General features: G+C 72.3%; 14 protein-coding genes. 7 read left to right on the forward strand and 7 right to left on the reverse strand.

Annotated elements, in window-relative coordinates; translation table 11 throughout:
* Positions 1-80 precede the first annotated feature (80 nt).
* Complete coding sequence (locus tag D458_RS0114095) at positions 81-971, reverse strand: LysR family transcriptional regulator (RefSeq protein ID WP_017587401.1); 891 nt, start codon at positions 969-971, stop codon at positions 81-83.
* A gap of 147 nt (positions 972-1,118) precedes the next feature.
* Between D458_RS0114095 and D458_RS0114100 the strand changes: the two genes are divergently transcribed.
* Entirely contained in the window at positions 1,119-2,321 is a 1,203-nt protein-coding gene (locus D458_RS0114100; RefSeq protein ID WP_017587402.1) for an MFS transporter, read from the forward strand.
* Between the two features lie 45 nt (positions 2,322-2,366).
* On the opposite strand, the gene D458_RS0114105 is transcribed toward D458_RS0114100, so the two are convergent.
* Positions 2,367-2,834, reverse strand: a complete 468-nt coding sequence (locus D458_RS0114105; RefSeq protein WP_017587403.1) for a TetR/AcrR family transcriptional regulator — start codon at positions 2,832-2,834, stop codon at positions 2,367-2,369.
* Between the two features lie 86 nt (positions 2,835-2,920).
* Positions 2,921-4,192 carry an MFS transporter gene (locus tag D458_RS0114110; protein ID WP_017587404.1) on the reverse strand — a complete coding sequence of 424 codons (1,272 nt, stop codon included), beginning with the start codon at positions 4,190-4,192 and terminating at the stop codon, positions 2,921-2,923.
* A 201-nt stretch (positions 4,193-4,393) separates the two neighbouring features.
* Here D458_RS0114110 and D458_RS0114115 point away from each other — a divergent pair, with 201 nt between their 5' ends.
* From D458_RS0114115 to D458_RS33490, 3 genes are all read left to right on the forward strand, one after another.
* A complete protein-coding gene (locus D458_RS0114115) occupies positions 4,394-5,650 on the forward strand; it encodes a nucleotide disphospho-sugar-binding domain-containing protein (RefSeq protein WP_017587405.1) in 1,257 nt (418 codons plus the stop codon).
* The gene (locus D458_RS0114120; RefSeq protein ID WP_017587406.1) at positions 5,647-6,144 is read left to right on the forward strand and encodes a hypothetical protein; all 498 of its coding nucleotides are present in this window, start codon (positions 5,647-5,649) and stop codon (positions 6,142-6,144) included. The genes D458_RS0114115 and D458_RS0114120 overlap by 4 nt, the downstream gene beginning before the upstream one ends.
* A 259-nt stretch (positions 6,145-6,403) precedes the next feature.
* A complete protein-coding gene (locus D458_RS33490; protein ID WP_017587407.1) occupies positions 6,404-6,898 on the forward strand; it encodes a hypothetical protein in 495 nt (164 codons plus the stop codon).
* Between the two features lie 266 nt (positions 6,899-7,164).
* On the opposite strand, the gene D458_RS0114130 is transcribed toward D458_RS33490, so the two are convergent.
* The 3 genes from D458_RS0114130 to D458_RS0114140 form a co-directional block, all read right to left on the reverse strand.
* A complete protein-coding gene (locus D458_RS0114130; RefSeq protein WP_017587408.1) occupies positions 7,165-7,587 on the reverse strand; it encodes a hypothetical protein in 423 nt (140 codons plus the stop codon).
* A gap of 11 nt (positions 7,588-7,598) precedes the next feature.
* Complete coding sequence (locus D458_RS0114135) at positions 7,599-8,387, reverse strand: PhzF family phenazine biosynthesis protein (protein WP_017587409.1); 789 nt, start codon at positions 8,385-8,387, stop codon at positions 7,599-7,601.
* Positions 8,388-8,458: 71 nt separating this feature from the next.
* Complete coding sequence (locus D458_RS0114140; RefSeq protein WP_017587410.1) at positions 8,459-8,899, reverse strand: Lrp/AsnC family transcriptional regulator; 441 nt, start codon at positions 8,897-8,899, stop codon at positions 8,459-8,461.
* Positions 8,900-9,032: 133 nt separating this feature from the next.
* Between D458_RS0114140 and D458_RS0114145 the strand changes: the two genes are divergently transcribed.
* The 3 genes from D458_RS0114145 to D458_RS0114155 all read left to right on the forward strand — a co-directional run bounded on the left by D458_RS0114145 (position 9,033) and on the right by D458_RS0114155 (position 12,699).
* Positions 9,033-10,130, forward strand: coding sequence for a thiamine pyrophosphate-dependent enzyme (locus tag D458_RS0114145; protein ID WP_026119294.1), 1,098 nt, complete (start codon positions 9,033-9,035; stop codon positions 10,128-10,130).
* Between the two features lie 104 nt (positions 10,131-10,234).
* Entirely contained in the window at positions 10,235-11,218 is a 984-nt protein-coding gene (locus D458_RS0114150) for an alpha-ketoacid dehydrogenase subunit beta (RefSeq protein ID WP_026119295.1), read from the forward strand.
* Complete coding sequence (locus tag D458_RS0114155) at positions 11,215-12,699, forward strand: dihydrolipoamide acetyltransferase family protein (RefSeq protein WP_017587413.1); 1,485 nt, start codon at positions 11,215-11,217, stop codon at positions 12,697-12,699. Before D458_RS0114150 ends, D458_RS0114155 begins: the two co-directional genes overlap by 4 nt.
* Here D458_RS0114155 and D458_RS0114160 read toward each other — a convergent pair.
* Positions 12,675-13,793 (reverse strand): serine hydrolase domain-containing protein, encoded by a 1,119-nt coding sequence (locus D458_RS0114160; RefSeq protein ID WP_017587414.1) that lies wholly within the window; start codon positions 13,791-13,793, stop codon positions 12,675-12,677. The genes D458_RS0114155 and D458_RS0114160 overlap by 25 nt on opposite strands.
* Positions 13,794-13,807: the final 14 nt, after the last annotated feature.

Below are 13,807 nucleotides of genomic sequence, written 5' to 3' on the forward strand. Positions count from 1 at the left end.
CCAGGTTAGGACTTCTGCGCGAATCCCGCTTTCGGCCTGTGGACAACCCCCGTGTGTCCTCGACGGACCGACGCCTCCTCTCACGCCAGCGCGGTGGAGAGCACCTCGGAGAACCGGGCCAACCGGCTGCTCCGGCCGTCACTGCGCCAGACGAGGCCGAGCGCGGACTCGGGCATCCCCCTGACGGGCACGTAGGTGATGTCCGGGCGCCGGTTGTACTCGGCGGTGGCACCGCACACCAGCATCGCGCCCCGGCCCGAGGCGACCAGGGACAACGCCTCCTGGAGCGTTCCGGCCCGGCCCTCCTGGGGGATGCTCTTCCCCTTGGGGGTGACCCGTGGCGAGTGGACCCGCCTCCAGTAGGAGGGCGCCTGCCCGGTGAGGGGGACCAGGCGCACCCGGGTGAGTTCCTCGGCGCCGAGCTCCTCCCGGCCCGCCAGCGGGTGGGCCGTCGGCAGGGCCAGGACCTGAGGTTGCCGAGAGAAGGTCAGGCCGAGGACCAGATCGGGTTCCCGCACGGGCAGGAGAACCACAGCAGCGTCGACCCTGCCCTCGCGCAGGAGGCCGAAGGGATCCGCGAGGGGGATCTCCACGATGTCGACCTCGGAGCCCGGATCGTCACTCCGGAAAGCGGTGATCGCCCTGGCGAGGGGTTCGTAGACGGCGCCCTGGAAGCCGATCCGCATGCGCCCCCGGGTGTCTCGGGCCGTGTCACGCGCGTCCTCGACCACGTCGGCCAGCGCGTTGTAGGCCGGACGCAGAGACTCCAGGAAGTCAGCGCCCAGGGCTGTGAGGTGGACCCTCCTGCTGGAGCGTTCCACGAGCCGGGCGCCGATCCGGCTCTCCAGCGAGCGCAGCAGCTGGCTGACCCGGCTCTGGGAGAGGAAGAGGCGTTCCGCGGTCCGGCCGAAGTGGAGTTCCTCCGACAGGACCAGGAAGCACTCCAGTTCCCGGGTCTCGATCGATCGCATGCCCCTCCTCGTCCGCGCACCGCGCGGCTGCTGGACGTGACCCCGCTCTCCGGCCCGGGCGGCGGGCCTGGATCGATGAGTCCGGCTCATCGAAGCATGAGGGATTCCCCGTTGTTCGTCGAGCCGGGCGGGCCTTGACTGGCCACCATGTCGAACGCAGCCGGGGCCCGAGCCCTCGAACGAACACCACACCCCTCCCCCGTCCGGGGGTGGCTCGCCGTCGTCACGGTGGCCCTGGGTACCTTCACCGTCGTGACCTCCGAGATGCTCCCCGTGGGGCTGTTGTCCCCCATGGGCGGCGGCCTCGGCGTCACCGAGGGAACCGCAGGCCTGACCCTGACCATCACGGGACTGGTGGCGGCGGTCACCGCGCCGTTCGTGCCCGCCCTGGTCGGTCGCGCCGACCGCAGGGCCGTACTCGTGGCCTTGATGGCCCTGCTCGGCGCTGCCAACCTGCTGTCCGCCTGGTCGCCGACCTTCGCCGTGATGGTCGCGGCGCGTGTCCTGGTAGGTCTGGGGATGGGCGGTGTCTGGGCGCTGGCTGCCGGCCTCGCTCCCCGGCTGGTGCCGGAGCGCTCGGTCGGATCGGCCACCTCCGTGATCTTCGCCGGTATCGCCGTGGCGTCGGTGCTCGGCGTGCCCGTGGGCGCCTACATCGGCGCCCTGAGCGGCTGGCGCGCGGCCTTCGTCGTGTTCGCGGCCCTCGCACTGGCACTGTGCGTGGCCATGGCACTGCTCCTGCCTCGGCTGCCCGCCGAGCGCGGTGCCCGCCTGAGCGGTGTCACCGGGCTCCTGGCCAACCCCAAGGTGGCCACCGGGCTGGCCGTCGCGGTCTTCCTCGTCACGGCCCACTTCGCCGCCTACACCTATGTGCGCCCCGTGCTCGAAGGCACCGCCGGGATCGGCGCGGGACTGATCGGCACCATGCTGTTGGTCTACGGGCTGGCCGGCGTCGTCGGTAACTTCGCCGCCGGACCGAGGGCGGTCCGGGCCCCGCGCTCCACCCTCCTGGTGCTCGGCGCCGCCCTGGGGTGCGCGGTGCTCCTGGTCCCCCTCATCGGCGTCACCGTGCTCGCCACCGGCCTGCTCATGGTGGTGTGGGGCCTGGCCTACGGCGGGGTGTCGGTGAGCGTCCAGACCTGGATGATGCGCTCCGCGCCCGAGGAGCGCGAGGGCGTCTCGTCGCTGTTCGTCGGTGTCTTCAACGGCAGCATCGCGCTCGGCGCGCTCATCGGCGGGTTCGTCCTGGACGGCGCGGGCGGCACGGCCGTGATGTGGTTGGCCGCCGCGCTGGCCCTGGGCGCACTGCTGATCACCCTGTTCGGCAGGGCCCCCGGCCGGATCGGCTAGGGAGGCAGGGGTGTTCCCGTGCCGGACCGGGCCCGAAGGGGTGGGTCAGGGCTCCCGAGGAGGTTCGGGGAGGACGTCGGTGAGGATCGCCTCGAACTCGTCGGCGCTCGGCTTGGTCTCGCCCAACAGGGTGTGCAGCAGGACGCCGTCGATCACCGCGGTCACGACGCGGGCTCGGACCGGGTCGTCGGTGTAGCAGCGCGCGAACGCCCCCACCGCGGCGAGCCAGGCGTCCGTGGACTCGCGCAGGTGGGGGCGGCGCGCGGCGAGGAGGAAGAGTTCGTACTCGGCGAGCAGGCGTCCCGGTTCGGCCGCGACCCTGGCCATGAGCTCGGCGAGTTCGCGCCGCCGGTCCCCGCCGGCGGACAGGCGGCGCATCCTCTCGGAGTCCTCGTCCATCACGCTGGTCAGGGCGGCGGTCAGGAGGTCGCCCAACCCGGTGAAGTAGTAGGTCGTGGCGGAGGTGGGCAGCCCCGCCTCCTGCGAGACCGTGCGGTGGCTGACCCCGGCCACCCCGGCGCGTTCGATGACGCGCAGGGTGGCCTCGATCAGTGCCCTGCGGCGCAGTTCGCCCTTGGCGCGGCGTCCGTCCGTCTGGTTCAGGTCTCCTCCTCGGTTCCTGCGCCGAGGGTAACGGAATCGGCTCCCTCCTCTCCCGGCCGTGTCGTCGCGGGAGCACGGCCTGTCGTGGCTGCGCAGCGCAGCAGGGGTGTGCCCGCGACCACGGTCCCCAGAGCGGCCAGGCCCGCGACCACCGCCACGAGGAACCCGCCGGTGGTGCCGGAGGCCTCCACTGCCAGCCCCGCTGTGAAGGTGCCGAGCGCGGTGCCGACGGTGAGTCCTGTCAGGGCCCAGGTCATCCCCTCGGTGAGACGGGCGGGCGGAACGACCCGTTCGACAAGGGTCATCACCAGGATCATGGTCGGCGCGAAGAACACCCCGGCCAGGAGGACGGCCAGGGACAGGGTCGCGATCCCGCCGACCATCAGCAGGGGCAGCGTGGTGAGGGCGGTACCGGTCACGGCCACCAGCAGCATGGTGTGCGGCCGCCAGGGCGGGTTCAGCGCCCCGAAGGCCAGTCCGGAGACAGCCGAGCCCAGGGCGTAGGCCGACAGGACGATCCCGGTCGCGCCGGGCACCCCCAGGTTCTCGGCGAAGGCGACCGCGACCACGTCGACCGCGCCGACGATCACCCCTCCGGAGGCCAGGGTCAGGACCAGGAGCGCGACGGAGCCGCTGAGTGCGCGCGGGCCCCGGTCACCGGTGGCCCCGGGAGCGCGGACCGGCGGTTCGGTGCCCCTCTGGGCGACGAACAGGCTCACCCCCACGGCCAGGAAGGCCGCCGCGGCGAGCGGACCGGCCTGGGCGAAGACCATGGTGCTCAGGACCACCGACAGCGCCGGTCCGGTGATGAAGGTGAGCTCGTCGGCCACCGACTCGAAGGAGTAGGCGGTGTGCAGCCGTGGGGTGCCGCGGTGGATCTCGGTCCACCGGGCGCGGGCCATCGCGGACATGCTCGGCATCGTCCCGCTGGGGACGGCGCAGGCGAACAACAGCCACAGGGGTGCGTCGAGCCGCACGCACAGCAGCATCAGGAGCAGCGACGACACGCTGACGGCGGCGGCGGGGGGCAGGACCCGGTGCTGGCCGTAGCGGTCGGCGAGACGGGAGACCTGTGGCGTGATCAGGGCCATGGACAGGGTGAACGTGGCAGCGACGGCCCCGGCCAGGGCGTAGCTGCCGTGGGTGGCGGCGAGCATCGTGATGATGCCGACGTTGGTCATGGCCACCGGCATTCGGCCGATGAGTCCGGCGGCGGTGAAGCCCTTGGTCCCGGGCACGGCGAAGATCCGCGCGTACGGATTGGGCATGGCTGGTCCTTCGGTTCGAGTGATCGGGTCGGGACACGTCCCGAAACATCTGGGACACTCGTCCCAGTTTTTGCACAGAAGGCTGCCCGAAGCAAGCCTTTGTGACAAGCGCCGCCTCCCGCCCCGTCGGAGAAGTCCTTTGCCCGAGCCCCTTCCCTGCGGCTACGTTGCGAGGACCCCCTCAGTCGAGGAGTTCGTCCAATGAGCACGGTCCTGTTCGCCCCGGAAACCTTCAACCTCGCCGAGACGACACGGGCGATCGAGGTCGCCCGGCGCCTGCGGGACCGGCACGAGTGCGTGTTCGCCGGGTACTCCCAGCGGTACGCGGGCCTGGTCGAGGAGGCGGGGTTCGAGTACCACCCGCTCTCCCCCGAGCTCACCGACGCCCAGGCCGACCAGCTGATCCGCTTCGACCAGGGGCGGAGCGCGAACCACCCGTTCACCGCGGGGGTCGTTCGGGCCCGGGTGGAGAGCGAGCTGGAACTGAACACACTGCTGCGCCCGGCCGCGACCGTCATCGGCACGACGCTCAGCCAGGCGGTGTCCGCACGGGTCAGCGGGATCCCGCTGGTGTACGTCAAACCGTTCGCCTACTCGTGGCCGCACCTGCGTCAGGCCCGTTCCCTCCCCCTGGCACCCGGGAACGGACGTTCGGCCAGGACGGTCAACGCCGGTGCCGCCCGCCTCCTGCGCGAGGTCGCACGGTACGCCTCGTACAAACCTCGCGGTTTCGCGAGGGTGGCACGCGAGTACGGCGTGCGGCTGCCCCGCAGGACGGTCGAGGCGCTGGACGGGGACGTCAACCTGATCACCTCGATCTCCGGTTACCTGCACCCCTACCGGCTCCCGCCGAACTACCACTGGGTGGGCCCCGTCTACGCCCGCCTCGACCAGGAGGTACCGCCGGAGGTGTCCGAACTGGTCGGGAAGGCCAGGGATGCGGACCGGAGGGTCGTCTACTGCGCGATGGGCAGCTCCGCCAACCGGGACATCGTGCTCCGTGTCCTGCGTGAGCTCTCCCGGCTGCCCGTCACCGTGATCGCCCCGGTCGCCCGGTACCTGGAGCAGGGGGACCTGGAGGAGCTGGGCCCCCGTGTGCACGTGTTCGACCTGCTGCCCGCCCACAAGCTCGGGGACCTGATCGACGCCTCCGTCATCCACGGCGGGGAGGGCACCGTCCAGACCGCCGTGGCCTCGGGCAAACCGTTCCTCGGCATCGGCCTCCAGCCGGAGCAGCGCTGGAACGTCGACGACTGCGCCCGCTTCGGCAACGCCGTCGGCCTCTCCCCCCAGCAGGCCCGGGGCGAACGGCTGCGCCGGGCCCTGGAGACACTGCTCCACGACCCCTGGCTGCGCACCCGGGCCGAGGAGCTCCGGCGACGCCTCTCCGGCATCGACGGCGCCAGGAACGCCGCCGACCGCATCCACGACCTCGTCACAGATCCCGAGGCCTCATGAGTCCGCACCTCGAGCCCGTCCTCGAACTCCCGGACGGGACTCTCACCTCCATCGAGCTCGACACCTTCCTCCACACCTGGGCCGACTACAACGGGGCGGAGACCCCGCGCGGGCTTCTCCAGGAGGAGATGACCCTGTTCCCCGGCGGCCTGCGCGCCTTCGGCCACGGGGTCACCGTGGACCCGGGGTGCTGCTTCGGCCTGGAGGACTGGCGCGAATGGCGGTGGCTGCTCGACCGCGAACCGATCTGGATGGGGCACGACCCGGGCGTGGTCCAGGAGTTCGTCGGCGACGAGGTCCACCTGTCCCGGGAAGGGCGGGAGCAACGTGTCAGGATTCCCCTCGCGGAACTCCCCCGCCTGCTCACCGGGGTCCGCGAACAGCTGCTCGTCCTGCTCGCCCTCGTCGAGCGGAAGGAGGGGCCCGAAGTCGCCGCCCTCCTCGACCGCGATCTCCACGTCACCGACCCCCTGGACCTGCCGTTCGGGGCCTGACGCCGCCCCCGGCCCCGGACCGGCGCAGCTCGTCCGGAACGCGCGGAACGTGGTCGATCAGCTCGAACGGCTCCCCCACGGGGCCTGAGTCGCCGCAGGGCCGCGAAAACGGGTGGAGGGAAGCCGGCCACGAGGGCTTGAATGGGGGCTGGAGGTGGGGCCGGTGCGACCTGGTGTGGGCGCTCCCCTGCGGGCGTGTGCGGAGTGTCCGGGACCCGAGTACAGCGGGGCTCCGGACTGTGCGCGGTGCCGTGGACTGGTGGACGCGATCCTGGAGGAGGAGTGGGCCGCGTTCCTGGCGCGGGAGGGGTTCGCTCCCGAGGACGGGGCCGAGGTGGCGGCGCTGGTCGTCGAGGAACCGGACCGGTACGACTGGCGGGTGGTCGACGCCGCCATGGACCGGCTGGTCTGCCCGGAGTGCGGTGGCCCCTTGAGCCGTGGACCGGCGGGATGCGGGCCGTGCGACCTGGCGAACGGGTTCCGGTACGCGGCGATCGAGGTCGACCGGCCGGGAGTGCCGCCGGGGAACGAGCACGCGGTCCGGGTGAACGTGTCGGTGGTGCGGCGGCCGGACGGGATCTCCGTGAGGGAGGTGCTGGCGCGGCGGCTCATGCTGCCGTTGCTCCTGCAGGGGCAGCTGGCCACCACAGGACAGGCACAGGCCGACAAGGCGAAGATGAACCGGATGGGCATCGCTGAGATCGAGGCCCTGTTCCCCCGGCTGCTCGCCTCGCCCACCGACTGGGTCCCGTGAACTCCCGCACCTCTGGGGCCGGGCCGGGTACGGGGTTCTCGGCCCGACCACCAGAGGGCGACGACCGGACAGGAGGGGGACCTGCACCAGCCGACGGGGAGGACACGGCCCGTCCGGAAACAAGGGGCGCTCCGGTCAGGCCCTGCCCCGACACCTCCGCGGAGGGGGGTGGGGGGTGCCGTGGAACTATTCTTACCGGATCGGGAAAGGCCGTACGGGGAAAACCGGGAATCCGACCGGATCCGGTTCCGCACGGGTGAGGCGAATCAGGAGATAGCCGCCCGGAACGCCCGGTCGTGCTCGTCGACGGGGGCGTCGTCGAGGTCTCCGACGAAGACCGCCACCGGCTGTCCGCCCTTCTCCCCGGTCTCCGCGGACAACGCGACCCAGTGGTGGTAGTTGGGGTGCTCCATGGTCGTGCAGGCTGCGGCCGGGGCCAGGTTCGCGATGGCGGCGTCCAGCTGTTCCCGGGTCAGCGGGTAGGTGGCGGTGCCCGAGGTGTGACCGCAGGCGAGGCCGAGGGCGATGGCGGGCAGGATGCGCTCGCCGACATTGGTCAGGGTGAAGGCGGTGCCGCCGTCGCAGTGCACCCCCACCGCGTACGCGGCCGGCCGCTCCCAGCCCGGATGTCCCGCTTCCAGCCGGTTCAGCCCGGCGACGATCTCTTCCTTGGTGGCCCACTGCTCCATGGGGATCCCTTCTAGAGGTGCAGGTTTCCGGTGGCGACGGTGACGGCGTCGCCGCCGATGAGGACGCGGTCCCCGGCCAGGCGCAGGTGGAGGTCGCCGCCGCGCCGGGAGGCCTGGTGGGCGAGGAACTCGGTACGGCCCAGGCGTTCGGCCCAGAACGGGGCGATGACGGTGTGCGCGCTGCCCGTCACCGGGTCCTCGGGGACACCGACGTTGGGTGCGAAGAAGCGGGAGACGAGGTCGGCACGGCCCTCTCCGCGTGCGGTGACGATGACGCCGCGGGCGGGGATCCGCGCCAGTCCGGCCTGGTCGGGGTCGAGGGAGCGGACGACCGCCTCGCTCTCGAGTTCGACGAGCAGGTCGTCGGTGCCGCCGCTGCCGACCCACAGGGGGCGGGCCCCGAGGGCTTCGGCCAGCCCTTCGGGTTCCTCGATCCCGGTGGCGGGCCGGGCGGGGAAGTCCATCCAGAGCCTCCCGTCCTCGCGCTGGACGGTGAGGACGCCGCTGCGGGTGCTGAAGCGGATCGGCCCCTCGAACCCGGCCTCGGTGAGGGCGTGCGCCGTGGCCAGGGTGGCGTGCCCGCACAGGTCGACCTCGGCCTTCGGGGTGAACCAGCGCAGTTCGAAGTCGGCGTCGGGGTCCTCGGTCCGGCGGGCGAAGGCGGTCTCGGAGAGGTTGAACTCCGCGGCGACCCCCTGGGCCCAGAGGTCGGGATAGGCGTCGTCCAGGACGAGGACGGCGGCGGGGTTCCCGGCGAGGGGTCTGTCGGTGAAGGCGTCGACGACGCGGTACTCGGGCATGGCCCCATTCTGCCGCCTGACCTGGGCCGCCCAAGGGCCGATCAGGGGTGAAATGGCCCCTATCCCCGCCCCTACTGCAGGTGGGGCTCGTCCAGGATGAACATGGTCTGGGTGCTCTTCACCTCGGGCAGGCGCTGGAGCCGCTCCAGGACGAAGGTGCGCAGAGCCGCGGCGTCGACCACCCGCACCAGGAGGAGGAGGTCCACGTCACCGGAGACGAGCGCGGCGTGGTCGACCTCGGGGATGTCGCGCAGGTACTCGCGGAACCTCTCCCAGGAGTGCTGTTCGATCCGTACGGAGACGTAGGCCGAGAGCGCGGTGCCGTACTTCTCGGGGTCGATGACGGCGGTGAATCCCCTGATCACGCCCTCGTCGCGCAACCGTTCGAGACGGGAGTAGGCGTTGGCCCGGGAGATGTGCGCGCTCTCGGCGACGGCACGGATCGACATACGGCCGTCATCGCACAGGAGCGCGATGATGCGGCGGTCGGTGTCGTCCAGCTGCACGGCCATGTGTCTTACCTCATACCGTCCGCATGGTGGACAAGTTAGATGATTTGCAATTGAAGGGGCTCTACCGAGCAGTTCGTCCAGCATCGGCCTGGAGCCATCGACAATATGGGGTGATTCGCCGCATATTCAAGACATGAAGCACACCGATGAGCGATCTCGCCCGGTTCCTCCTCTCCCCTCCCAGGAACCGGTGCGTCTGGTGGACCGGCACGGCCGACGTCGCGAACACCCCTCGTTCACCGCTCCCGACCACGCCGTACTCGCCGAGCTCCACCGGGCCATGGTCATCGGACGCCGCTTCAACCAGCAGGCCAGCACCCTCGCCCGCCAGGGCCGCCTCGCGGTCTATCCCTCCTCCATGGGCCAGGAGGCCGCCCAGGTCGGCGGGGTGCTGGCTCTGTCGGAGCAGGACTGGCTCTTCCCCAGCTACCGCGACAGCGTCGCCATGGTCACCCACGGGGTGGACCCGGTGAAGACCCTCACCCTCTTCCGCGGTGACTGGCACTCGGGGTACAACCCGCACCACTACCGCTGCGCGCCGCAGTGCACCCCGCTGGCCACCAACGCCTCCCACGCGGTGGGACTGACCTACGCCGCCCGGCGCAAGGGCCGCGACGTGGCCGCCCTGGTGCTCATGGGTGACGGGGCGACCAGCGAGGGCGACGCGCACGAGGCCTACAACTTCGCCGCCGTGTGGAACACCCCGGTGGTCTTCCTCGTCCAGAACAACCACTGGGCGATCAGTGTCCCGGTGCACCGGCAGAGCATCGCGCCCACCCTGGCGCACAAGGCCGTCGGCTACGGCATGCGGGGTTACAACGTGGACGGCAACGACGCCGCCGCGGTGCACTCGGTGGTGTCGCACGCGCTGGCAGAGGCCCGTGCCGGGGGCGGCCCCGCGATCGTCGAGGCGCTGACCTACCGCATCGATCCGCACACCAACTCGGACGCCCCGCAGCGCTACCGCGACTCCGCCGAGGTGGAGTACTGGGCCGAACGCGACCCGTTGGCCCGCCTGGAGACCCTGTTGCGCAACGAGCAGATCGTGGACGACGGCCTCCTGGGGATCTACGAGCGCGACGCCGAGCGGGTCGCCACCGCGGTCCGCGACCGGATGGCCGTCGAGGACAAACTCGACCCGGACTCCCTCTTCACCGACGTGTACGCCGCCATCCCCCCGGCTCTGGAACAGCAGCGGCGGGAACTGGCGGAGGAACTACGGCAGGTCTGATGGCGCACACACCCCCCACCCCGCCCACCGGCACCGAAACCGCCGCGACCGCCTCCGGTGCCGCCGCCTCCGCTGCGGCCGCCCAGGGGGCGGCCGAGGTCACCATGGGCGCGGCCCTGAACCGCGCCCTGCACGACGCCGTGGCCGAGGACCCTGACGTCCTGGTCTACGGGGAGGACGTCGGCCCCCTGGGCGGGGTCTTCCGGGTCACGGACGGCCTGACCTCGACCTTCGGCGAAGAACGGTGTTTCGACTCGCCGCTCGCGGAGTCCGGGATCGTGGGCACGGCGATCGGCATGGCCATGTACGGGCTGCGGCCCGTCGTGGAGATGCAGTTCGACGCCTTCGCCTACCCCGCCTTCGAGCAGGTGGTCTCGCACCTGGCCAAGATGCGCAACCGGACCCGGGGCGCGGTCCCCCTGCCGGTGGTGATCCGGGTGCCCTACGGCGGCGGCATCGGCGGCGTGGAGCACCACAGTGACTCCTCCGAGGCCTACTACACGCACACACCGGGGCTGCGCGTGGTCACACCCGGCACCCCCGCCGACGCCTACTCCATGCTGCGCGAGGCGATCGCCTGCGACGACCCGGTGGTGTTCCTGGAACCCAAGCGGCGCTACTGGTCCCGGCAGTCCGTGGACCTTCCCGTGCGCACCGAGCCGATGGAGCGCTCCGTGGTGCGGCGCCCGGGTTCGGACGTGACGCTCATCGCCTACGGCCCGATGGTCGAGACCGCCCTGGAGGCCGCCGAGCAGGCTGCCGCGGAGGGGCGCGACGTCGAGGTCGTGGACCTGCGCCAGCTGGCACCGTTCGACGACGCCACAGTGGCCGCCTCGGTCCGGCGCACCGGCCGCGCGGTGGTGGTGCACGAGGCCTCGGTCTTCGGCGGCTACGGCGCCGAGGTGGCCGCCCGCCTCACGGAACAGTGCTTCCACTACCTGGAGGCCCCGGTGCTGCGGGTCGGCGGGCTGGACGTCCCCTACCCGCCGCCGAAGCTGGAGGAGCACCACCTGCCCGGCGTGGACCGGATCCTCGCGGCGATGGACCGCCTGCAGTGGGAGTCCGAGTGGGTGGAGGGGCACGGGTGAACGAGGAGCGGCGGGTCGACACCTTCGCACTCCCCGATCTGGGCGAGGGGCTGACCGAGGCGGAGGTCGTGGCCTGGCTGGTCGCGGTGGGCGACGAGATCACCGTCGACCAGCCGGTGGCCGAGGTGGAGACCGCCAAGGCCTCGGTGGAGGTCCCCTGCCCCTACGGTGGAACCGTCATCGCGCTCCACGGGTCGGTGGGCGAGGTGGTCGCGGTCGGCGCGCCCCTCATCACGGTGGCGGCCCGGAGCACGGCAGCACCGGCACCGGAGCCGCAGGCCACCGGGCCACGGACCGCCCCAGCACAGGGGTCGGCGACACAGACCACCGTGCCGGACGCACGGGAGGGCCCCGCACCCGCGGGCGGCAACGGCGCCGCCGGAAGTGAAGCGGGTTCGGGAGCCGTCCTGGTGGGTTACGGCACGGGACGGGGCACGCGGCCCACACGCCGTCGTGCCCCCGGGGCGGGCGGGCCGTCCGCGTCAACGGCGACCGGCGGCCCGCCCACAACCCCCACCGCTCCCCCGGCCCCGCGGCCGGGTCCGGGCCCGGCCGGGGCGACCAGGGTGGTCTCTCCCCTGGTCCGCCGCCTGGCCAGGGAGAACGGGATCGACGTCACCGAGCTCCGGGGCAGCGGGGAGGGCGGGCTGATCCTGCGCCGGGACGTCGAGGCCTCGGCCCGGGCAGCGACGACAGCGACGACAGCGACGACAGCGACGACGGAACCGGCCGCCGCACCCGGTTCCACGGCGTCCGGCTCCACCGGATCCGCGGTCCCCGACGCCCCCGGAACCCGGCGGACCGCGCTCCGCGGCGCGCACCGGGTGATGGCCGAGCGCCTGTCCCGCTCCCGGCGGGAGATCCCCGAGGCCACCGTGTGGGTGGACGCCGACGCCACCGGAATGCTGGAGCTGCGGCGGGAACTCAACGAGGCCGTACCGGACCGTCCGGTGAGCGTCCTCGGGCTGGTGGCACGGTTCGCGCTGCTGGGTCTGGCCCGCTTCCCGGAGCTGAACGCGCACTTCGACACCGCCCGTCAGGAGCTGGTGCGCCACGACGCCGTGCAGCTGGGGTTCGCGGCGCAGACCCCGCGCGGCCTGGTGGTCCCGGTGGTCCGTGACGCCCACTCGCTCACCACCCGTGAACTCTCCTCGCGGCTGGGCGAGCGCGCCGAGGCCGCCCGTTCCGGCGGGCTGTCCCCCGCCGACCTGGGCGGCGGCACGTTCACAGTGAACAACTACGGGGTCTTCGGCGTGGACGGGTCCGCCGCGATCATCAACCACCCGGAGGTGGCGATCCTGGGAGTGGGCCGCATCCTGCGCCGCCCGTGGGTGGTCGGCGACGACGTACTGCCCCGACAGGTCACCGAACTCACCCTGACCTTCGACCACCGGGTGTGCGACGGCGGTGTCGCGGGCGGTTTCCTGCGCTGGGTGGCCGACTGCGTGGAACGACCTCAGCTACTGCTCGGGGATCTCTGACCGCGCATCGGCATCACCGACAGGTCATCTCCCAGCGCCTCCGCGATCCGCGCGACCCTGGAGTGGTCGTCCAACCTCCTTGTGAGGTAGGCACAGGCGTGGCCGTGGCGCAGTGACCACCAGGCGGCCGATCCACCGATACCGCCCTTGGCGATCTTGGCGTCGTCACGCAGAAACCCCAGGGTCCAGGTGAGCTCGGTGCCGAAGACGTCGTCGTGCCCGGTGGCCTGGGGCGCCAGGTACTCCTCGTGCAGTTCGGGTCCCAGGAGTGCGCGCAGCGGCCCGTCCGGGTCGGTGGCCCGGGACAGGAACCCGGCCACGGCGGTGGCGCTCGTGTGCAGGTTGACCCCGCCGAAGACCGATCGCCGCCAGGCCCGGGAGTTGACGGCCCCCGTGTCCAGGGGCCCCTCGGGCACGGTCAGCCAGGGGGCTGCGGGCTGCTGTCGGGCCCAGCCGGGGTGGGCGTGTTCGAGGTCGGCGACGCGGGCCAGCTCCGGCTCGGGAACGCCGAACCAGGCGTCCAGACCCAGCGCCGGCCGCACCACCTCGTTGAACACCTCGCCCAGGGTGCTGCCGGTCGCCGCGCGCAGGACACCGTCGATCAGGTGGCCGTGGGTGAGCGCGTGCTCGCCCATCCGGGTGCCGGGGGCGTACTCGGGTTCGGCCGCGACCAGGCTGTTCCGGAGCCCGGCGTCGTCCAGGGCGCCCAGCCCCGCGGCGGATTCGGGGAATCGCGGCTGGCCCGCCCGGTGGGTGAGGACGTGGCGCAGGGTGGTGTGTTCCTTGCCCCGGTCCCCGTACCCCCTCCAGTGGCGCGCGAGGGGTTCGTCCAGGCCGAGGGCGCCGTCGCGGACCGCGACCAGGGCGGCGAGCGCGGCGAAGGGTTTGGAGACCGAGTAGGGCTGGACCAGGGTGTCGTGGGTCCAGGGCCGCCGGCGCTCGCTGCCGGTCCAGCCGCCGCCCAGCCGCACCACCTCCCGGCCGTCCCGCCACACCGAGAGCCCCGCCCCGGTCTCGCGTCCTTCGGCGACCAGGTCCTGGAAGACCCTGCGCACCCCCTCGTACCCGTCGTGCGCGTATCCGTCGACTCGCATCGCGTGCCCCTCGG

Source organism: Nocardiopsis ganjiahuensis DSM 45031, assembly GCF_000341085.1.
Classification (GTDB): Bacteria; Actinomycetota; Actinomycetes; order Streptosporangiales; family Streptosporangiaceae; genus Nocardiopsis; species Nocardiopsis ganjiahuensis.

Bases quoted from the DNA above. Each gene is read 5' to 3' on its own strand.
- D458_RS0114095 (WP_017587401.1), bottom strand. From the start codon at position 971: ATGCGATCGATCGAGACCCGGGAACTGGAGTGCTTCCTGGTCCTGTCG.
- D458_RS0114100 (WP_017587402.1), top strand. From the start codon at position 1,119: ATGTCGAACGCAGCCGGGGCCCGAGCCCTCGAACGAACACCACACCCC.
- D458_RS0114110 (WP_017587404.1), bottom strand. From the start codon at position 4,192: ATGCCCAATCCGTACGCGCGGATCTTCGCCGTGCCCGGGACCAAGGGC.
- D458_RS0114115 (WP_017587405.1), top strand. From the start codon at position 4,394: ATGAGCACGGTCCTGTTCGCCCCGGAAACCTTCAACCTCGCCGAGACG.
- D458_RS0114120 (WP_017587406.1), top strand. From the start codon at position 5,647: ATGAGTCCGCACCTCGAGCCCGTCCTCGAACTCCCGGACGGGACTCTC.
- D458_RS0114130 (WP_017587408.1), bottom strand. From the start codon at position 7,587: ATGGAGCAGTGGGCCACCAAGGAAGAGATCGTCGCCGGGCTGAACCGG.
- D458_RS0114135 (WP_017587409.1), bottom strand. From the start codon at position 8,387: ATGCCCGAGTACCGCGTCGTCGACGCCTTCACCGACAGACCCCTCGCC.
- D458_RS0114140 (WP_017587410.1), bottom strand. From the start codon at position 8,899: ATGGCCGTGCAGCTGGACGACACCGACCGCCGCATCATCGCGCTCCTG.
- D458_RS0114145 (WP_026119294.1), top strand. From the start codon at position 9,033: ATGAAGCACACCGATGAGCGATCTCGCCCGGTTCCTCCTCTCCCCTCC.
- D458_RS0114150 (WP_026119295.1), top strand. From the start codon at position 10,235: ATGGGCGCGGCCCTGAACCGCGCCCTGCACGACGCCGTGGCCGAGGAC.
- D458_RS0114160 (WP_017587414.1), bottom strand. From the start codon at position 13,793: ATGCGAGTCGACGGATACGCGCACGACGGGTACGAGGGGGTGCGCAGG.